The organism is Sinomonas susongensis (genome assembly GCF_005877005.1).
Lineage (GTDB): Bacteria > Actinomycetota > Actinomycetes > Actinomycetales > Micrococcaceae > Sinomonas > Sinomonas susongensis.
The window spans coordinates 84,305-102,173 of sequence record NZ_SSNH01000001.1 but is presented as its reverse complement, the minus strand read 5'-3'; the positions used below and the strand labels follow the sequence as shown (position 1 = coordinate 102,173).

Below are 17,869 nucleotides of genomic sequence, written 5' to 3'. Positions count from 1 at the left end.
TCACATCCCCGGACCCTGCCCGCCTAGTTGCGCGTGACCGAACCCATGAGCGAGGCAACCGGCCGCAGGAACAGCGGACGCGCGAGGAACCACGCGGCCACGATGACGACGACGGCCGCCGCGAAGAACCCGAACCCGAGCCAGCTGTCGCCGTCGTTCGCGGCGAACATGTGGTTGAGGTTCCGCAGCGCGCCCGTGGTGAGGACGAGCGTCACGTGCACGATCACGAACGCGACGAAGTAGACCGCCACAGGGAAGTGCACGCGCCGGGCGAGCTCGATCGGGTACGCCTTGTTGAGGCGGGGCGCCTTCGAGGGCCAGGCGCCGGACATCCGCAGCCCGGTCAGGATCGCGAGCGGCGCCGCGATGAAGCTCGTGATGAAGTAGAAGAGGAGCTGGAGGGCGTTGTAGTCCGTCCACCCGTTCTCGAGGGGCCAGTTGAGCGACGCGTACTGGATTGCCACCGAGACGGCGTGCGGGAAGACGTCCCAGCTCGTCGGGATCACCCGCTTCCACTGGCCCGTCGAGAAGAGCAGGATCCAGTAGACGAGGCCGTTGAGCACCCACAGGGCATCCAGCGTGAGATGGAACCACAGGTCGAGGCTGATCTTCTTGGGCTGCCCCTTGGTCCTGATGAGTCCCTTGTTGTTCCGCCTCCAGTAGCCCTGCGGCCGGGTCGTGTACCGGACCTGGAGGCCCGAGCGCACGATCAGGACGATGAAGAACATGTTGAGGAAGTGGCTCCAGTTGAGCCACGCCGGCAGGCCGACGGGCGTGCCGGCGGGCTGCGACGCATAGCCGGGGTACGTCGCGATGAACGACGAGACGGGCTCCGTGCTGCGGAGCCACTTCGCGAGCAGGACGACGATCCCCAGGACGATGACCGCGCCGAGGGCGATCAAGGCGGGCCTGAACCAAGGCGCCTTGGTCCAGGCGGGAGCAGTCGACGGTGACGTCGGCATCTGGGGTGGTCCTCTCGGTCAGGTGGGACGGGTCAGAGGTGGCTCATCGCGCTGTCGAGGTCCCCGATGAGGTCCTCCGCGTCCTCGATGCCGACGGAGAGCCGGATGAGGTTTTCGGGAACGGCCAGTTCGGTGCCCTTGACGGAAGCGTGGGTCATCTCGGACGGGTAGTTCATGAGCGACTCGATGCCGCCGAGCGACTCGGCGAGCGTGAAGAGCCTCGTCGACTCGGCGACCTTGCGGGCCGCAGCCTCCCCGCCGCTGAACTGGACCGAGATCATGCCGCCGAAGCGCCGCATCTGCCGGGCCGCGAGCTCGTGCCCTGGGTGCTCGGGCAGCCCGGGGTAGAGGACCTTCTCGATGCCGGGCCGGCCGACGAGCCACTCGGCGATCTTCTGGGCGTTGTCCGAGTGGCGCTCCATCCGTACCCCGAGGGTCTTGAGGCCGCGGGTCGTGAGGAAGGCGTCCATCGGGCCGGAGACGGCCCCGACCGCGAACTGGACGAAGCCGATCTTCCCGGCGAGCTCGTCGTCGTTGACGACGACGGCGCCGCCGACGACGTCGGAGTGGCCGCCGATGTACTTGGTCGTCGAGTGGACCACGATGTCGGCGCCGAGGGCCAGCGGGTTCTGGAGGTAGGGCGACGCGAACGTGTTGTCGACGACGAGGAGGGCCCCGGCGTCGTGCGCGATCGACGCGAGGGCCGAGATGTCCGTGACCTTCATGAGCGGGTTCGACGGCGTCTCGACCCACACGAGCCGCGCCGCACTCCCGCCGGCCGCGACGGCGTCACGCACGTCGTCGAGCGCCGCCATGTCAACGGGCTGGTTGCGGATGCCCCAGCCGCCGAGCACGCGGCTGATGAGGCGGTAGGTCCCGCCGTACGCGTCGTTGCCGAGCACGATACGGTCGCCCGGCGTGCAGAGCGCCCGGATCAGTCCGTCCTCTGCGGCGAGCCCCGAACCGAACGAGAAGGCGTGCTTCCCGCCCTCGAGGGCAGCGAGCTGCTCCTGGAGGGCGTCGCGGGTCGGGTTGCCGCCGCGGCCGTACTCGTAGCCGGAACGAAGGCCGCCGATGCCCTCCTGGGCATAGGTCGAGCTGAAATGCAGGGGCGGGACGACCGCGCCGGTGCGCGGCTCGAATTCCTGGCCAGCGTGGACGGCACGGGTGTTGAAGCCCTGGTTGGTCTCGCTCACGTGCAGCTCCTTCATCGAGGTGTTCGTCTACGTCGAAGTGTTCGTCTACTTGTTGAGGTTCGCGAGCAGGTCATGCCGCGTGACGATGCCGATGGGGGCGCCGACGAACGTCACCATGAGGGCGTCCGCCTCCGTGAGCATCTCGCGCGCCGTGGCCTGGCTCTCGAGCGAGCCGATCACGGGCAGGCGAGCGCCCATGTGCTCGGAGATCTTGTCGGTGAGCCTCGCCTCGCCCCTGAACAGCTTCGCGGACAGATCGCGCTCGTCCACCGCGCCGAGCACCTCGCCCATCACGACCGGGGGTTCGTTCGAGAGGACCGGAAGATGGCTCACGCCGTATTCCGTCATGATGTCGATGACCTCGCGCACCGTCTCGTTCGGGTGCGTGTGGACGAGGTCCGGGAGCTTTCCGTCCTTGCCCTTGAGCACGTCGCCGACCGTCGCCTCCGACGTGCCGGGGAGGAACCCGAACGAGCGCATCCAGTCGTCGTTGAAGATCTTGGCGAGATAGCCGCGCCCGCTGTCCGGGAGGACGACGACGACGATCGCCGACTCGGGCAGGTCCCGCGCCGCGCGCAGCGCCGCCACTACCGCCATGCCGGACGAGCCGCCGACGAGCAGTCCCTCTTCCCGGGCGAGCCTGCGGGTCATGGCGAACGATTCCGCGTCATTCACGGCGAGCACGTCGTCGGGGACGGCCTTGTCGTAGTTCGCGGGCCACATGTCTTCGCCCACACCCTCGACGAAGTAGGGCCGGCCCGTGCCGCCCGAGTAGACCGAGCCCTCCGGGTCCGCGCCGATGACCGTGACCTGGCCGCCCTCGGACTCCGGGCGGTCCTTCGAGACTTCCTTGAGGAACCGGCCAGTGCCGGTGATCGTGCCGCCCGTGCCGGCCCCGATGACGACGTGGGTCACCTTGCCTTCGGTATCGGCCCAGATCTCGGGCCCCGTGGTCTCGTAGTGGCTCTCCGGGGCGCCAGGGTTGGAGAACTGGTCGGGCTTGAACGCGCCCGGGATCTCGCGGACGAGCCGGTCCGAGACGCCGTAGTAGGAATGCGGCGAATCCGGGGGAACCGCCGTCGGCGTCACGACAACCTCAGCCCCGTAGGCCTCGAGGACCGAGCGCTTCTCCTGGCCGACCTTGTCCGGCACCACGAAGATGCACTTGTAGCCCTTCTGCTGGCCCACGAGCGCGAGGCCGACGCCGGTGTTCCCGCTCGTCGGCTCGACGATGGTCCCGCCGGGCTTCAGCCTGCCGCTGCGCTCCGCCTCCTCGATCATCTTGAGGGCGATGCGGTCCTTGATGGAGCCGCCGGGGTTGAGGTACTCGAGCTTGACAAGGACGGTGGCCCTGATGCCCTCGGTGACCTTCTGGAGCTTGACCAGGGGTGTATGGCCGATGAGCTCGACGACGGAGTTGGCGTATTTCACGACCCCAACTCTAGCCGCTGGGCCAGACGCCCCAGCGATCGGGTGTACTCGGTTGACGCCAGCCCCTTGCAGCAGTGCCGAGGCACCCGGGTGCGAAAGCGACACGCGCGCAATTGACTTAATCGAACACACTTTCGAAAATGGGGTGTATGTCGGTTCCGCTCAGCTCCACGTCCGTCGCCTCGGCGGCCGAGCAGCTGCGCGAGCTCCAGGAGCGGATCCACCTGCTGCAGGGGCGGCGGAACCGGGAGGTCTCGTACCCCCTCCTTCCCGCCTTCTCGCCGCTTCTGCCCGACGGCCTCCGGGCGGGAGCGGTCTATTCCGTCGAGGCGCCTCTCTCCGTTGCCATGGCGCTGCTCGCCGGGCCGTCCTCCCAGGGCCACTGGTGCGGCGTCGCAGGAGTCCCGGACTTCGGCGCAGAGGCTGCCAAAGGCTTCGGCATCTCGCTCGAGCGGACCGTCCTCGTCCCCGATCCCGGCGATCGCTGGCTCGTGACGGCCTCGGCCCTCGCCGACGTCCTGCCGCTGCTGCTCGTCCGGCCGCCCGCCCGCCCGGGCGCGGGCGACGCCTCCCGGCTCTCTTCCAGGCTCAGGGAGCGCGGCTGCACCCTGCTGGTCCTCGGCCCGTGGCTGCAGGCCGAGGGAGTCCTGGGCGTGGAGGGTTCCCGCTGGGACGGGCTCGGCGAAGGACATGGGCACCTGCGCAGCCATCGAATGAACCTCGTGTGGTCCCAGCGCGGGACGCGGCGGAGGACGGGCATCGACCTCGCAGCCCTGCACGCCGACCCGACTCCTTGGGGCGAGGCGACGCCCGCCGGAGGCCTGCCGTGAGCACGGCCGGCGTCACTGGACGGGGCCAAGCACCTCCGCGCGTCCTTGTCGTGTGGATCCCCGACTGGCCGCTCGTGGCCGCACAGCTCGCGGGCGAGCTGCCCGACCGGATGGCAGCAGCGGTCATGGAGAAAGGCCTCGTGGCGGTGTGCTCCTCGGAGGCCCGGTCCGCCGGAGTCGTCCGCGGGCTGCGTCTGCGGGAGGCCCAGTCGCGGTGCCCGGACCTCGCGGCCATTCCCGCCGACCCCGGGCGCGACGCGCGGGAATTCGAGGACGTCCTCGCCGCCGTCGAACGCGTGCTGCCCGGCGTCCATGTGCTGCGGCCGGGGCTCTGCGCGGTCCGCGTCCGCGGAGCGACCCGGTTCTATGGAAGCGAGGACGAGGCTGGCGGCGCAGCGCTCGAAGCGGTGGCCCGGATGGGGCTCGAGGCACGCGTCGGTGTCGCCGACTCCGTCTTCGCCGCCGAGCAGGCGGCACGGTGCGCGAGCGAGCTCACGTCGCTCCTCGTCGTCCCCCGGGGAGGTTCCCGCAACTTCCTCGGGCCCCTGCCGGTCGCGGCTCTCGGCGACCCCAAGCTGGCCTCGCTCCTCGTGCGGCTCGGCGTCCGCACGCTCGGGGCGTTCGCTGCCCTTCCCGAGCCCGAGGTCCGCTCGCGGTTCGGGCCGGAGGGGGCTCTCGCCCACGCGCGCGCCTCGGGACTCGATCCGCAGGCCATCGTGCCGCGCGTCGCGCCCATCCCGCTCGAGCGGGCGGCGGACTTCGATCCCGGACTCGACCGCATCGACCAGATCGCGTTCGCACTGCGGCCCACTGCCGAGGACTTCGTGGAGGGGCTGCGGCGCGCGGGCCTCGCATGCACTGAGCTTCGCGTTCACATCATGGACGACGCCGGGCGGCGGTCCGAGCGCTCCTGGGGACATCCGCGGCAGTTCGGGGCGGCCGACGTCGTTGACCGCGTGCGCTGGCAGCTCCAGTCCGGGGAAACGCCTTCTCCCAGCGGCCCCGCGGGAGGCCGACGCGGGAGCAGGTGGCGCTCGACGGGCGAAGAACTCTCGGCACCCGTCGTGCAGGTCCGGCTGCTCCCGGAGCGGACTGACCAGCTCGGGCTGCGGGGCCAGGCGCTGTTCGGCGGCGTCGACGAACGGCTCGACCACGGGCTCAGGCGGCTCCAGAGCATGCTCGGCCACGGCTCGGTGCTGCACGCCGTGAGCGCCGGCGGGCGTCTCCTCGCAGAACGCTCCCTCATGGTGCCGTGGGGCGAGGACGCCCCCAACGGGACCACGGCTCTGGCGGAGCGCCCGTGGCCCGGAGCCGTCCCGGCGCCGCTGCCCGCAACGGTGTTCGCCGAGCCGGTTCCGGTCGAGTTCCTCGACGCCGACGGGCAGCCCCTCCGAGCCGACGAACGCGGTGCAGCGCCTCCCCCAGCCTGGTTCCGACCGGGGCCGGGCCACGGCCAACGCCCGGTGCGGGCCTGGGCGGGGCCCTGGCCCCTTCACCAGCGGTGGTGGGACGCGACGGAGAGCCGACGACGCGCGGAGCGGTACCAGATAGTCGACGGCGACGGCGAGGCGTGGCTGCTCTTGGGGGACGACGGCCAGTGGTGGGCCGAGGCGCGCTACGACTGAGGCGCTGTCGGCTCCCTTGACCGACTCATCGGCTGCTTGAACGTCCTGACCGTCTGAAAGAGACACCACCGTCCCGGGGACGGCCCCGCGAAAACTCATCCCGAGCCTGAGAGGAGGACCCGTGGGCTTCAACAATCCGTCCATCCGCTGGCAGGACCTGCACGACATCCTCGTCGGCAAAGAGGTCCGGCTCGACAGGACCGGGGGCGGCCGCGAGCCCGAGCAGCACGACGGCGGCGACAGCCCCGCGTGGTCACGCAAGCGCGGTCCGTACATGCCGCTCCCGCAGCTTGAGGGTGCTGCCCAAGGCGACCCGAGACGGGAAGCCGACGGGCCGTCGTCGAGCGCCGCCGCCCGCCATGTCCCCTACGCGGAACTGCACGCGCACTCGCACTACAGCTTCCTCGACGGCGCGTCCTCACCCGAAGAACTCGTGGAAGAGGCGGTGCGGCTGGGCCTGAACGCACTCGCGATCACGGACCACGACGGCTTCTATGGGGTGGTGCGGCTCGCCGAGGCTGCCGAGGCCTACGGGCTCAAGACGGTGTTCGGGGCGGAGCTCTCGCTCGGGCTGTCCGCACCTCAGAACGGGGTGCCCGATCCCGAAGGGGAACACCTCCTTGTCCTCGCCAGGGGCGAGGAGGGCTACCATCGCCTGGCCGGCGCCATCACGCGAGCCCAGCTCGCGGACGGGGCCGAGAAGGGCCGGCCCGTGTACGGTCTCGACTCCCTCGCCGGTGCCCTGCGCGGCCACGCGCTCATCTTGACGGGCTGCCGCAAGGGAGCCGTCCGGCGGGCTCTCGCGGAAGACGGCGAACTGGCCGCCGAACGCGAAGTCCGCCGCCTCGTGCGCCTCTTCGGCGAGGACGGCGTCGCGGTCGAACTGTTCGACCACGGCAACCCCCTCGACAGCGCACACAACGACGCCCTCGCGGACATCGCGGCCCGGCTCGCGCTTCCGCTCGTCGCGACGAACGCGGTCCACTACGCCGATCCGGCAAGCCACCCGCTCGCGACCGCCGTCGCCGCCGTCCGTGCCCGCCGCAGCCTCGACGAGGCCGACGGCTGGCTGCCCGCGAGCGACGGCGCGCACCTGCGGAGCGGTGCCGAGATGGCCCGGAGATTCGCCCGCTACCCGGGCGCGGTTGAGAACACGGTCCGGTTCGCCGACGAACTCGCCTTCCCCCTGCGCTCGGCCCGCCCGAAGCTCCCGAAGCAGGAAGTCCCCCAGGGGCACACCCCGATGAGCTACCTCCGCGTGCTCGTCGAGCGCGGCCTCGTCGACCGCTACGGCACCCCCGGAACTGACTGGCGGGGACCCGCCCCGGTCGAGGACGTGCGGCACCGCATCGAGCAGGAGCTCGACGTGATCGAGCGGAAGGACTTCCCGGGCTACTTCCTCATCGTGCACGAGCTCGTCCAGTTCGCACGCAGCCGGGGCATCCTGTGCCAGGGCCGGGGGTCGGCCGCGAACTCGGCTGTGTGCTACCTGCTCGGCATCACCGCCGTCGACAGCATCCGCTATCGACTCCCGTTCGAACGGTTCCTCTCGAGCCTGCGGGAGGAGGAGCCGGACATCGACGTGGACTTCGATTCCGACCGACGCGAAGAGGTGATCCAGCACGCGTACGAGAAGTACGGGCGGGCGAACGCGGCGCAGGTCGCGAACGTGGTCAGCTATCGGCCGAAGAACGCCGTCCGGGACGTCGCGAAGGCGTTCGGGTACAGCCAGGGACAGCAGGATGCGTGGTCCAAGCGCCTCGAGCGCTGGGACGCGCTCTCGGCGGCGCAGCGTCCGGAGAGCGAGACGGACGACGACGGCATCCCGCCGCGGGTCCTGGCCCTCGCCGAAAGGCTGCTCGGCGCCCCGCGCCACCTGGGCATCCACTCGGGCGGCATGGTGCTCACCGAGCGGCCCGTGGGCGAGGTGGTGCCGATCGAGCACGCCCGCATGGAGGGCCGGACGGTCCTGCAGTGGGACAAGGACGACTGCGAATGGATGGGACTCGTCAAGTTCGATCTGCTCGGGCTCGGGATGCTTGCCGCGCTGCAGTACTGCTTCGACCTCGTGGACGAGCACTTCGGCGAGCGCTGGCGGATCGAGGACATTCCGAAGGAGGAGGCTGCCGTCTACGACATGCTGTGCCGCGCCGACTCCGTAGGGGTCTTCCAGGTCGAGTCCCGGGCCCAGATGAGCACGCTTCCCCGGCTCCGGCCGCGTCGCTTCTACGATCTCGTCGTAGAGATCGCACTGATCCGGCCGGGGCCCATCCAAGGCGGGGCTGTGCACCCCTACATCCGCCGTCGGGCCGGGGAGGAGGACGTCACGTACCCGCATCCCCTTCTGGAGCCGGTCCTGGAGCGGACGCTGGGCGTGCCCCTGTTCCAGGAGCAGCTCATGCAGATGGCTATGGCGATCGGCGGCTGCACGGCCGAGGACGCCGACCTGCTGCGCCGCGCCATGGGGTCCAAGCGCGGCGTCGAACGCATCGGGAGCCTCCAGGAAAAGCTGTTCGCGGGCATGGCCGCAAACGGCCTCTCCCAAGAGGAGGCGAAGGCGATCTACACCCAGATTGCAGCGTTCGCCGACTTCGGCTTCGCAGAGTCTCACTCCATCAGCTTCGCCGTGCTCGTCTATGCGAGCTCGTGGCTCAAGCTCCACTACCCGGGGGCGTTCCTCGCGGCGCTCCTGCGCGCCCAGCCCATGGGCTTCTACTCACCGCAGACGCTCGTCGCGGATGCCCGACGGCACGGTGTAGCAGTGCTGCGGCCGTGCATCCTGCGTTCGCAGGCGGAGGCATGCCTCGAGCCGGTCGAGGGGGCCCCTGACGACGGCGTGGCCCGTTCCGCGGGAGCGTCCCGGCAGCGGGGCATGGACTCGTGCCTCGAGTTCAACCAGCCCGAGCCCGGACCGTTCGACCCGGACGCACCCGACCGCAGCGCCCAACATCGCCGGGACGCTTCGCGGGCCGTGCGCATGGGCCTCTCGAGCGTCACGGGGATTGGGAAGGACCTCGCCGAGCGGATCGTGGCCGAGCGCGAGGCCAATGGCCCCTACAGGGAGCTCGCCGAGCTCTCCCGTCGGGTGGGCCTCTCGTCGGAGCAGCTCGAGGCACTCGCCTCCGCTGGGGCGTTCGAGGTCCTCGGCCTCACACGACGCGAGGCCCTGTGGCGTGCGGGGGCCGCGGCGCTCGAGCGGCCGGGCCAGCTGCCCGGCAGCCAGCCCTTCGTGCAGCCGCCGCTCCTGCCCGAGCTCAGCGCGGAGGAAGCCGTCGCGAGCGACCTCTGGGCCACCGGCGTCGCCCCCGACGACCACCCGGTGCGGCACGCCCGCGCCGGCCTCGACGCGCGGGGAGTCCTCCGGATAGACCAGCTGTGGCACGCGGAACCCGGGAGCCGCGTCGAGGCAGCCGGCGTCGTGACCCACCGGCAGCGCCCGGGAACGGCCCAAGGCATTACGTTCATGAACCTCGAGGACGAGACCGGGATCCTGAATGTGGTCTGCAGCCGAGGCGTGTGGACGAGGTATCGGCGCGTCGCCCAGGGAGCACGTGCCATGGTCGTACGGGGACTGCTCGAGCGGTCGAAGGAGGGCGTCACCAATCTGGTAGCGGACCGCCTCGAACCGCTCGGGCTTTCGGCGAAGACATCGTCAAGGAACTTCCACTGACGCAGGGCTTCCCCTGGGGCGGACAGTCCCAGCTTCAGGCAGCAGTCCTCACTCTGCTGCTGCGGTCTGGATTGTCTCCCACAGGCCGAGCACGTTTCCTTCGGGATCCTGGAAGTAGGCCGCGAAGCCCATCTCGCCGACCGGCATCTTCGGCGCGACAGTCTTGCCTCCGAGCTGCTCGACCTTGGCCAAGGCAGTGTCGATGTCCGCGACGTCCAGGGTGACGACCGGGGTCCGGGGAAATTGGTCGTTCCGGGTGTACATGCCGCCATTGATGCTGCCGGGCTCGAGGGGAGAGCCCGATTCGTTCGACGGCGTGGTGCCCACCATCGTGTAGTCCATCTCGGGTACCGGCATCATGTTCCAGCCGAAAGCCTCGCTGTAGAACGCCTTCGCGCGGTCCATGTCATCCGCGGGAATCTCGAAGTGCACGACTTTTCCGGACATGGTGGAGCCTTTCTCTGGTTGTCTCCGCTTGGTTCTGCTTCGTTCCTGTGTGTTCTCCGGCCCCCTCCCGGACGCGGCCTCCGGCCGGTACACCGCGATTTTCACGGTGGGCTTCCTCTTGCGTCAATGGCCTGATCGGCCCGTCTGCCTGGCGGTGTCGGAGGCTCGTGACATGATTCTCCGGTGACGCTCGCAGCCCCGCTCCCCCGCACCGGCGGCATGGACAGGAGCACGGCCGACGCGGCCGGGGCCTGGGAGGCGCCCGAGCGGTACTCGCTCGCCACGACGTGCTTCCCGTTGCAGCGCGGCGACGGCGACCCGACCTTCGCCGCCCACCCGGGCGGTCTCTGGACCGCCTTCCGCACTGCCCACGGGCCCGCTTCCGTCCTCCTCACCCAGAACGGCGATGAGGTGCGTGCGCGGGCGTGGGGTGAGGGGGCGGCGTCGGCCGTGGCCTCGGCGCCCGCGCTGCTCGGGCTCACCGACTCGTGGGCGGCGTTCGACGACGAGACTTTCCACGCGTCGCTCCCGCGCCTCGTCCGGGAGGCCCGACGGCGCCATCCCGGCTTGCGGCTCCCCGCGACCGGGCGGATGGTCGACGCGCTCGTTCCGACGATCCTCGAGCAGAAGGTAACGACAGTGGAGGCTCGGCGCGCGTACCGCTATCTCCTGCGGCGGTTCGGATCCCCCGCGCCCGGTGCTGGCCGGATCGCGCCCGCGGGCCTCGTCGTGGCGCCGACCGCGGCCGAATGGCTCCGGGTGCCGTCGTGGGAATGGCATCGCGCCGGGGTCGGGCCCCAACGGTCGGCTACTGTCATGCGCGCGCTCCGTTCGGCGTCGGGCCTTGAACGGCTCGCGGAGAAGACCGCCCCCGAGGCGGCGACGGCCCTGAAGTCCATCCCCGGCATCGGCGTCTGGACGGCGGCCGAGGTCACCCAGCGCACCCACGCCGACGCCGACTCGGTCTCGGTGGGCGACTTCCACCTTGCCAAGTTCGTGGGCGTCGCCCTGACAGGGCAGCGCACTGACGACGCCGGGATGCTCCGTCTCCTCGAGCCGTGGCTGGGCCAGCGGCAGCGCGTCGTGCGGCTGCTGCTCCTCTCGGGCGTTCGGGCCCCGCGCTTCGGCCCGAGGATGACCATCCAGGACCACAGGGCGCACTGATGCCGCTCGCCGTCACTGGAGCCGCACTGCTCGTTCTCGGGGCCGTCGCCGTCGCTACCGGGCTCCTGCCGTGGGTGGGGCTCGGCGCCTTGGCCGATCGAGTCGTTCCGATACTTGTATTCGTCGCGGCCATCACGGTCGTGACGGAGCTGCTCAACGCGTCCGGCCTGTTCGACTGGATCGCGGAGCACTTCCGCCGGTGGGGACGCGGCCGTGCCTTCACCCTGTGGATCCTCGTCGCGTGCCTCTCACTGGCCGCAACGATCTTCCTCTCGCTCGACACGACGGCCGTCCTGCTCACGCCGATCGTCGTCGTCCTGGCCCGGCGGTGCGGGCTCCCTCCACTGCCGTTCGCGCTCACGACCGTGTGGCTTGCGAACACGGGCTCGCTGCTCCTCCCGGTCTCAAACCTGACCAACCTGCTGGCGCTGCACACCTTCGGCGACGTCTCCCCAGCCGAGTTCGCGGGCCGCATGGCGCTGCCCGCGCTCTGGTGCGCGGTCGTGCCCCTTGCGGCCGTCGTCGTCCTCTTCCGGAAGGAGCTGACGGGCCGGTACCGCCCGGTCTCGCCGGCGCGCACCCTGTCCGAGGACGCCCCCGCCCCTGCCGACGCTGCGCCTGCCGACCCTGCGCCTGCCGACCGCGACCCCGCGCCCGCCGACCGCGACCCGACGCCGGCCGACCCTACGCCTGCCGACCGCGACCCCGCGCCCGCCGACCGCGTGCTGCTCGGGATCGGCGGTGCCGTGCTGGCGGCGCTCCTGCCTGCACTCGTCTCGGGGGTCCCCGTGTGGATCCCGGCCACGGCGGCAGCCGCGGTGCTCGTCGTCGCGTTCGGGCGCCGGCGACGTAGGGCGCTCAGATGGTCGCTCGTGCCGTGGCAGCTCATCGTCTTCGCGTCTGGGCTCTTCGTAGTGGTCGAGGCGCTCCAGCATCTCGGGGCCAAGGAGCTGGCGAGTGGTCTGCTCGGCGCGGGCAGCGGCCCCCTCGACCTCCTGCGGGTCTCCGGCGTGGGCGTCCTCGGAGCGAACGTGGTCAACAACCTGCCCGCGTACCTCGCGCTGGAGCAGGCGGCGGGGACGCCTGCTCGGCTCGCGGCGCTGCTCGTGGGAGTCAACGCGGGGCCTCTCATCACACCGTGGGCGTCCCTCGCGACGCTCATCTGGCACGAGCAGCTGCGGCGGCTCGGGGTAGGGATCTCGTGGTGGGGCTACGCCGCGGCGGGGCTCGTGCTCGTTCCGATCATGATCGTGCCCGCGGCGCTGCTCGCCTCCCTCTTTCCGGCTCCCTAGCGCCCTTCCCGGCTCCCCGACCGCCCTTCCCGGCTCCCCGACCGCCCTTCCCGGCTCCCCGGCCGTTCTTCCCGCCCGGTTGTGCTTTCCCAATCGGCCCGGAACCGGCGTGTCGCGCGGGACACCGCTTGCGGCTGCCGAGAAACGGGCGGGAGCGCGCCAGCAGGCTCGCACCCGTCCCTAAGACGACGACGGCGCCGCTCCCCCGAAGGGAAACGGCGCCGTGGCGTCGGGTTGGATCAGTTATCGCCTCGCGCTGCCTGGGCCTCGGCGACCTTGCGGTGGACGTCCTCCATGTCGAGTCCCTTCACCGCGGTGATCACCTGCTCGAGCGCCTCAGGCGGGAGTGCACCGGGCTGGGAGAAGACGAGGACCTTTTCGCGGAAGGCCATGAGCGTCGGGATCGACGTGATGTTGGCCTGGGCAGCGAGGACCTGCTCGGCCTCGGTGTCCACCTTGGCGAACACGACGTCCTGGTGCTTCTCCGAGGCCGCCTCGTAGGTCGGGGCGAACTGGCGGCAGGGCCCACACCACGAGGCCCAGAAGTCTACGAGCACGATGTCGTTCTTCTCGATGGTGTCGGCGAAGGTCTCGCCTGTGATGTTCTTGGTGGGCATTGACGCTCTCCTCACGGTTGCGGTCGTCTAGTGCATCAACGACCTGCTCCGGAGGAACATTCCCGCGACCGAGAGCCTCAAACGGCCGCGGGCTCGTGCTCCGAGAGGTAGGAGCGCCCGGCGAGGGCGATTCCGATGGCGACGACGAGGGCGACCGCGGCCACGAAGAACGGGATCGGCGCACCGAATGTCTCGCCGAGCTTCGTCGCGACATAGGGGGCGAGTGCCCCGCCCATCCAGCGCACGAAGTTGTAGCCGGCGCTCGCGACGGGGCGCGGCGAATCGGAGACGCCCATGGCGAGTTCGGTGTAGACGGTGTTGTTGACGCCGAGCAGGGCGCCCGCGACGATCACGAACACCACGACAGCCGGAACCGAGTGGGCCGCAGCCGAGATGCCGATGCCGACGAGGTCGAGGGCCAGGCACGCGAGCGTTCCGGTGAGGACCTTCACGTCGCCGAAGCGCGCCTGGAGCTGCGGTGCGACGAGAACGGAGCACAGAGCGAGGGCCACGCCCCAGCCGAAGAACACGGCGCCGATCCCGTAGGCGTTCATGCCGAGGATGAACGGGACGAAGGCGAGCACGGTGAAGAAGCCGAAGTTGTAGAAGAAGGCGCTGCCCGCGGTCGTCCGCAGTCCCGGGTGCCCCAGCGCGCGGAGGGGCGCGCTGAGCCGTGTCTTCTGTGCGGGGACGGGAGTCTTGGGCAGCATCACGATGAGGGCGATGAACGCGACGGCCATGAGCGTCGCGGTGCCGAAGAACGGAGCGCGCCACTTCCAGCCGCCCAGCAGGGCGCCCACGAGCGGGCCGAGCGAGATGCCGAGGCCGAGGGCAGCCTCGTAGAGGATGATCGCGGTCGACGTTCCGCCGGTGGCGACGCCGACGATGACCGCGAGCGCGGTCGCGACGAACAGGGCGTTGCCGAGGCCCCAGCCTGCGCGGAAGCCGACGAGCTGCCATACCGAGCCGCTCGTGCCGGAGAGCGAGGCGAAGACGACGATGAGGGCGAGGCCGATGAGGAGCGTTTTCTTGCCGCCGATGCGCGAGGAGACGAAGCCCGTCACGAGCATCGCGACCGCAGTGACGAGGAAGTAGCTCGTGAAGAGGAGCGAAACCTCGCTCGGGGTCGCCCTGAGGTTGACCGCAATGGACGGGAGGATCGGGTCGACAAGGCCGATGCCCATGAAGGCGAAGACTGCCGCGACCGCCGTGGCCCAGACGGCCTTCGGCTGGCGGAAGAAGGAGGCCTTTTCGGCCTGGAGGGTCTTCTCTGTTTCGGAAGTATGGACTGCGGACTCGGCAGTCATGCGATGCGCTCCTTGGGGTTCGAAATGCTGTGCAGTCGCTCGTTGATCTTGTCCATGACGGGCAGCGCCGTGCGAAGGGCCTCGAGTTCGGCGGGCTCGAGGGTTTCGAGGACGTCGACCATGCGGGCTGTCCGGCGGCGGCTCACCTCTGCGGCGGTTTTGTCCCCTCTGGGGGTCCGGCGGACGACGACGGCGCGCGCGTCCTTGGGGTCGGCGTGCCTCTCGAGGAGGCCGGCGCGCTCGAGCCGGCTGACCTGCTCGGTCGCGGAGGGGACCCTGACACCGAGGTTCCCGGCGATGACTCCCATCCGGAGTCCGTCGTTGCCGCACATGGTGAGGATGCTCAGCTGGGTTGTCGAGAGCTCGAGGTCGCCGTCGAGGCGGCGCGAGACGAAGACGGCGAGGCGCAGCATGCTGCGGAAGCGGTCAGCGAGGCTCGCGAGCTCCTGTTCATTCATACTTAGGTAGCCTAAATGTTAGGGAGCCTAAATTCAAGCGGGCGAGACGGAGTTCACGCGACGGAGCCGGCGAAGAGGCGCCGGGTACGACGAAACCCCGGTCCGTAGACCGGGGTTTCCGCGGTGGCAGATGAGGGATTCGAACCCCCGTAGGCAATGCCAGCTGATTTACAGTCAGCCCCCTTTGGCCGCTCGGGTAATCTGCCGAGCACGCCATCAGAACGAGCCTGGGCAACGTTCCGCTGAGCGAGCAAGACAACCTTACAGAACATCGGGGCGCCAGTCGAATCGACCCTCCGACCCAGTCGTAGCACCGCCCGGCCACCCTCCAGCGTCAGGCAGGCGACTCGTCGTCGGACGTGTCGCGGAGGATCTCCCGCTGGAGCTTGACCTCGAAGAGAGCGGCCTGTTCGGGCGTGATCTGCTGAAGCGCAACGGCTCGCTGAAGGTCCTCGTGGATGCCTCCGAGACGAGCCTGGGGCGCCTGTGCGGGCGACATCACGATGCCGGCGGCAAAGGTCGCTGCGACCACTCCCCCTGCAGCGGCCGCCACACCGTCCGCAACGACCCGGGCTGCCGAGCGCCTCGCCGCGCGCTCGGGGTTGGACTTCCGTGCCACGATTGCTCCCTTCGGGGGATCTTCCGTCCACTCAACGTTCCCGTGCGAACATCCGGTCCCGCTGGGCTTCGGCTAAGAGTGAACTGTGACGCCGAGCGCCCCCGCACAGGGAGCAACTAGGCTGGGCGCGGACAGATTCAACCGCCGGGAGGCGGCGAGCCACGTGCAGGAGGCAGCAATGGCCGATTCGACATTCGACGTCGTGAGCAAGGTCGACAAGCAGGAGGTCGCGAACGCGCTCAACCAGTCGCAGAAGGAGATTGCGCAGCGCTACGACTTCAAGGGAGTCGGTGCGGAGATCGACCACAGCGGCGAGAAGATCCTCATGAAGGCCAATTCTGAGGAGCGCGTGAAGGCAGTCCTCGACGTCTTCCAGTCCAAGCTCGTCAAGCGCGGCATCTCCCTCAAGTCCCTCGACGCCGGCGAGCCGTTCGCCTCGGGCAAGGAGTACCGGATCGAGGCGTCGATCAAGGAGGGCATCTCGCAGGAGCACGCGAAGAAGATCTCGAAGCTCATCCGGGACGAAGCGCCGAAGAGCGTCAAGGCCCAGATCCAGGGGGACGAGCTGCGCGTCTCATCGAAGTCGCGCGACGACCTCCAGGCCACGATCGCCCTCCTCAAGGGATTCGAAGACGCAGACCTCCAGTTCGTCAACTTCCGCTGATCGCTGACCGCACCGTCTCCGCGGGCACGGTCCCCGCGAGTGAGGCCCGCCCGTTCTCCGGGCCGGCTCATTGCCGCGGCATAGGTGCAGCACAGTCTGGCTGGATAGCTTCGTCAGGTGCGCGGATGGCAGAACTCCGCGTCGCGTCTAGGTGATGCACCCGGTACGGTGCGAGGGCTTCAGAATCGAGGCCCTGTGCCGGGTGCATCGCCGCCTATTTCCCTTCGCATGGGTGAGGCCCCGGACTTCGGTCCGGGGCCTCGTGCGTTCCGGGGGCAGTCGGCTACGGGGACGCGACCCCGCGACCAAGAGCCAGGACGGTCATTCCGGCGGCTCGACGCCCATCGACCGCAGGTGCTCGAGCAGGGCCCGTTCGGGGTGGCCGCGGTGCTTCACGAGCGTGCGGCGGAGGCGGACCTTGGCTGCTTCGCAGAGTGCCGGACCCTCGAGCAGCTCTCGCAGGATCCCGACCACCTGCTCGCCCAACGTCTCCCTGTCCTCCTGCAGCAGCAGGGGCCCGGGCATCATCTCGGCCGCCAACACCTCAACCATGGACGCGACGCTACAGGTAGACAGAACGTTCTGTCCATAGGGGGACACAGAGCCTATCTGTACCAGATCGCGACGCCGCCGTGGTGGGAGCAGGTTCCACTGTGGGTCGCGGAGTACGAGAGGGTGCCGTCGTTGCACTTGGCCATGGCACCTGCCGGGGCAGGGGCCACAGGAGCAGGCGCGGGTGCCGCCGGTGCTGGATCGGGCTGCGCCGGAGCGGCGGGTGCGGGTGCCGGGGCCACGGGCTGCGCCGGAGCCGCGGGCGCCGGTGCAGGAGCAGCGGCTGGAGCAACGTACTGCTCATACGCATCCCACCAGTTGGACGCGATGGCCTGCTGGGCGGAAGCCAGCGCGAGCTGCCCCGAGCAGACCAGCGAGTGCAGCTTGTTCTCGAGTTCGTCCTTCGCCTTCGAGCCGCCGGTCGCCGCCGTCGACGGCTCGGGCCAGAGGTTGTGCACATCCGAGGGCGCGCCGCCGAGCTCGAGCGGGATGAGGTGGTCCTCTTCGTAGTCGGCGGGGTTGAGATCGCCGTTGTAGGAGTACCCTGCGCGCAGCTGGTCCAGCTTGAGCTGGGAAGTGTACGACGACGGCGGCCGCACCGTCGTCGTCCAGTTGGACACACAGATGGTGGTGCCGATGTCCCCCTGGGACACCGCGGGATTCGTGGCGCCCGGGGTCACGCTGCCGTCCGGGAGGATGCCTGCGCCTCCAACGGCTGCGGCGTAGGTCCCGCCGAGCGCCGCGCCGGCGTAGGGCGGGGCTGACGACGCCGGAGCCGCCGCCGTCGTCGGTGTCGCCGTCGGCGTCACGAAAGGCGTGCCGGTTGCGGACGGAGAGGTCCTCGGCGATGCCGTCGCCGAGGACGACGGAGCGAACGACGACACGCCGCCCGCGCTCGACACCGGCGTTCCCCCGCACCCCGCCAGAGCCAACGTCAGTGCTGCTGCAGCAACGCCGAGCAGCTTCGAAGCATCCTTGGTCCCCACGGTCCCCCCAAACCCAGTGCCGGAACGGCAATAATCCAGATGTAAAAGG

General features: G+C 69.9%; 16 protein-coding genes and 1 tRNA gene. 6 read left to right on the top strand and 11 right to left on the bottom strand.

The features are described from left to right. Positions 1-23 precede the first annotated feature (23 nt). Genes E6A21_RS00455 through E6A21_RS00445 form a run of 3 tightly spaced genes read right to left on the bottom strand, consistent with a single transcriptional unit; the run spans position 24 to position 3,589 of the window. Complete coding sequence (locus tag E6A21_RS00455; protein ID WP_138442133.1) at positions 24-962, bottom strand: cytochrome b/b6 domain-containing protein; 939 nt, start codon at positions 960-962, stop codon at positions 24-26. Positions 963-994: 32 nt separating this feature from the next. Then, the gene (locus E6A21_RS00450) at positions 995-2,173 is read right to left on the bottom strand and encodes a cystathionine gamma-synthase (RefSeq protein ID WP_138442131.1); all 1,179 of its coding nucleotides are present in this window, start codon (positions 2,171-2,173) and stop codon (positions 995-997) included. Positions 2,174-2,203: 30 nt separating this feature from the next. After that, entirely contained in the window at positions 2,204-3,589 is a 1,386-nt protein-coding gene (locus tag E6A21_RS00445) for a cystathionine beta-synthase (RefSeq protein ID WP_138442129.1), read from the bottom strand. 149 nt (positions 3,590-3,738) lie between these two features. On the opposite strand from E6A21_RS00445, the gene E6A21_RS18060 reads away from it, so the two are divergent. The 3 genes from E6A21_RS18060 to E6A21_RS00435 all read left to right on the top strand — a co-directional run bounded on the left by E6A21_RS18060 (position 3,739) and on the right by E6A21_RS00435 (position 9,714). After that, positions 3,739-4,419, top strand: a complete 681-nt coding sequence (locus E6A21_RS18060) for a hypothetical protein (RefSeq protein WP_246036108.1) — start codon at positions 3,739-3,741, stop codon at positions 4,417-4,419. Next, positions 4,416-6,044 carry a DNA polymerase Y family protein gene (locus E6A21_RS00440; RefSeq protein WP_246036107.1) on the top strand — a complete coding sequence of 543 codons (1,629 nt, stop codon included), beginning with the start codon at positions 4,416-4,418 and terminating at the stop codon, positions 6,042-6,044. The genes E6A21_RS18060 and E6A21_RS00440 overlap by 4 nt, the downstream gene beginning before the upstream one ends. A gap of 121 nt (positions 6,045-6,165) precedes the next feature. Next, positions 6,166-9,714 (top strand): error-prone DNA polymerase, encoded by a 3,549-nt coding sequence (locus E6A21_RS00435; RefSeq protein WP_138442125.1) that lies wholly within the window; start codon positions 6,166-6,168, stop codon positions 9,712-9,714. A gap of 48 nt (positions 9,715-9,762) precedes the next feature. On the opposite strand, the gene E6A21_RS00430 is transcribed toward E6A21_RS00435, so the two are convergent. After that, positions 9,763-10,161 (bottom strand): VOC family protein, encoded by a 399-nt coding sequence (locus E6A21_RS00430; protein WP_138442123.1) that lies wholly within the window; start codon positions 10,159-10,161, stop codon positions 9,763-9,765. Between the two features lie 219 nt (positions 10,162-10,380). Between E6A21_RS00430 and E6A21_RS00425 the strand changes: the two genes are divergently transcribed. Together E6A21_RS00425 and E6A21_RS00420 are read left to right on the top strand one after the other, a co-directional pair. After that, on the top strand, positions 10,381-11,325 hold the full coding sequence (locus E6A21_RS00425; RefSeq protein ID WP_425471504.1) for a DNA-3-methyladenine glycosylase family protein: 945 nt from the start codon (positions 10,381-10,383) through the stop codon (positions 11,323-11,325). Next, positions 11,325-12,617: an SLC13 family permease gene (locus E6A21_RS00420; RefSeq protein WP_138442121.1), complete on the top strand. Its 1,293-nt coding sequence runs from the start codon at positions 11,325-11,327 to the stop codon at positions 12,615-12,617. The genes E6A21_RS00425 and E6A21_RS00420 overlap by 1 nt, the downstream gene beginning before the upstream one ends. Before the next feature lie 239 nt (positions 12,618-12,856). Here the strand turns inward: E6A21_RS00420 and trxA are convergent, their stop codons facing one another. From trxA to E6A21_RS00395, 5 genes are all read right to left on the bottom strand, one after another. Beyond that, the gene (gene trxA / locus E6A21_RS00415; protein ID WP_138442119.1) at positions 12,857-13,234 is read right to left on the bottom strand and encodes a thioredoxin; all 378 of its coding nucleotides are present in this window, start codon (positions 13,232-13,234) and stop codon (positions 12,857-12,859) included. A 77-nt stretch (positions 13,235-13,311) separates the two neighbouring features. After that, complete coding sequence (locus E6A21_RS00410; RefSeq protein WP_138442117.1) at positions 13,312-14,541, bottom strand: MFS transporter; 1,230 nt, start codon at positions 14,539-14,541, stop codon at positions 13,312-13,314. Continuing rightward, positions 14,538-14,999 carry a MarR family winged helix-turn-helix transcriptional regulator gene (locus E6A21_RS00405; RefSeq protein ID WP_138442115.1) on the bottom strand — a complete coding sequence of 154 codons (462 nt, stop codon included), beginning with the start codon at positions 14,997-14,999 and terminating at the stop codon, positions 14,538-14,540. Before E6A21_RS00405 ends, E6A21_RS00410 begins: the two co-directional genes overlap by 4 nt. A 124-nt stretch (positions 15,000-15,123) precedes the next feature. Beyond that, positions 15,124-15,205, bottom strand: a tRNA-Tyr gene (locus E6A21_RS00400). 128 nt (positions 15,206-15,333) lie between these two features. Beyond that, complete coding sequence (locus E6A21_RS00395; RefSeq protein WP_246036105.1) at positions 15,334-15,618, bottom strand: hypothetical protein; 285 nt, start codon at positions 15,616-15,618, stop codon at positions 15,334-15,336. Positions 15,619-15,796: 178 nt separating this feature from the next. Here E6A21_RS00395 and E6A21_RS00390 point away from each other — a divergent pair, with 178 nt between their 5' ends. Further along, positions 15,797-16,282 carry a YajQ family cyclic di-GMP-binding protein gene (locus E6A21_RS00390; protein ID WP_138442113.1) on the top strand — a complete coding sequence of 162 codons (486 nt, stop codon included), beginning with the start codon at positions 15,797-15,799 and terminating at the stop codon, positions 16,280-16,282. A 321-nt stretch (positions 16,283-16,603) separates the two neighbouring features. Here the strand turns inward: E6A21_RS00390 and E6A21_RS00385 are convergent, their stop codons facing one another. Beyond that, positions 16,604-16,834: a hypothetical protein gene (locus E6A21_RS00385; protein ID WP_138442111.1), complete on the bottom strand. Its 231-nt coding sequence runs from the start codon at positions 16,832-16,834 to the stop codon at positions 16,604-16,606. A gap of 53 nt (positions 16,835-16,887) precedes the next feature. Next, positions 16,888-17,820, bottom strand: a complete 933-nt coding sequence (locus E6A21_RS17985; protein ID WP_246036104.1) for a DUF3761 domain-containing protein — start codon at positions 17,818-17,820, stop codon at positions 16,888-16,890. Positions 17,821-17,869: the final 49 nt, after the last annotated feature.

Coding starts and splice junctions, on each gene's coding strand:
- E6A21_RS00390 (WP_138442113.1), top strand. CDS start 15,797: ATGGCCGATTCGACATTCGACGTCGTGAGCAAGGTCGACAAGCAGGAG.
- E6A21_RS00385 (WP_138442111.1), bottom strand. CDS start 16,834: ATGGTTGAGGTGTTGGCGGCCGAGATGATGCCCGGGCCCCTGCTGCTG.
- E6A21_RS00455 (WP_138442133.1), bottom strand. CDS start 962: ATGCCGACGTCACCGTCGACTGCTCCCGCCTGGACCAAGGCGCCTTGG.
- E6A21_RS00410 (WP_138442117.1), bottom strand. CDS start 14,541: ATGACTGCCGAGTCCGCAGTCCATACTTCCGAAACAGAGAAGACCCTC.
- E6A21_RS00430 (WP_138442123.1), bottom strand. CDS start 10,161: ATGTCCGGAAAAGTCGTGCACTTCGAGATTCCCGCGGATGACATGGAC.
- E6A21_RS00405 (WP_138442115.1), bottom strand. CDS start 14,999: ATGAATGAACAGGAGCTCGCGAGCCTCGCTGACCGCTTCCGCAGCATG.
- E6A21_RS00425 (WP_425471504.1), top strand. CDS start 10,381: ATGGACAGGAGCACGGCCGACGCGGCCGGGGCCTGGGAGGCGCCCGAG.
- E6A21_RS00450 (WP_138442131.1), bottom strand. CDS start 2,173: ATGAAGGAGCTGCACGTGAGCGAGACCAACCAGGGCTTCAACACCCGT.
- E6A21_RS00420 (WP_138442121.1), top strand. CDS start 11,325: ATGCCGCTCGCCGTCACTGGAGCCGCACTGCTCGTTCTCGGGGCCGTC.
- E6A21_RS18060 (WP_246036108.1), top strand. CDS start 3,739: ATGTCGGTTCCGCTCAGCTCCACGTCCGTCGCCTCGGCGGCCGAGCAG.
- trxA (WP_138442119.1), bottom strand. CDS start 13,234: ATGCCCACCAAGAACATCACAGGCGAGACCTTCGCCGACACCATCGAG.